Here is a 619-nt window from a genome sequence, read left to right on the forward strand (position 1 = left end):
GAACGGATGACACGTCACTTTATTCGCTTAGCCGAAGCCGTGGCGGCAAACCCGGATGCGAAGCTGGGTGAGCTGGAACTGATTACGACCGAAGAAACCGAACAGATTCTGAAGGTGTTCAATGATCCGAACGCGCACAGCGTGCGTGGAACACTCCAAGGTCTGTCGCTCAGCGAGCGTTTTGAAGAGCAAGCGAAAAACAGCCCTGAGCGGATAGCCGTTGTATCTGGGAATATGACGCTAACCTACGCTGAGCTGAATGAGCAGGCGAACCGGTTGGCCCGTGTGCTACGGGCGAAAGGTGTTGAAGCAGATCAACCGGTAGGCGTACTGCTGGAACGTTCTGCGGATCTTCTGGTGAGCATTCTGGGGGTACTGAAGGCCGGAGGCGCGTATGTGCCAATGGATACGATGTATCCACAGGAACGGATCGACTACATGCTTCAAGACAGTGGGGCCAAGGTCGTGATCACCAGCAGAGCCGCCAACCTCTCGCTGAGCTTGCCATCCACAGTAGAAGCTATAGTCCTTGACGATGAGGGCGTTCAAGCTCAATGGGGAGCACAGGATGCGAGCAACCTGATCCCTGTCGCCGGCCTGCATAACCTGGCCTATATGA

1 protein-coding gene is annotated in these 619 nt (G+C 55.4%); it reads left to right on the top strand.

What is annotated here, in order from left to right; translation table 11 throughout:
* Positions 1-619, top strand: a 619-nt coding sequence (locus HFD99_RS24865) for an AMP-binding protein (protein WP_167441058.1), incomplete at both ends; no start/stop codon positions are given.

This window comes from Paenibacillus sp. EKM301P, assembly GCF_011800295.1.
GTDB classification, from domain to species: domain Bacteria; phylum Bacillota; class Bacilli; order Paenibacillales; family Paenibacillaceae; genus Paenibacillus; species Paenibacillus polymyxa.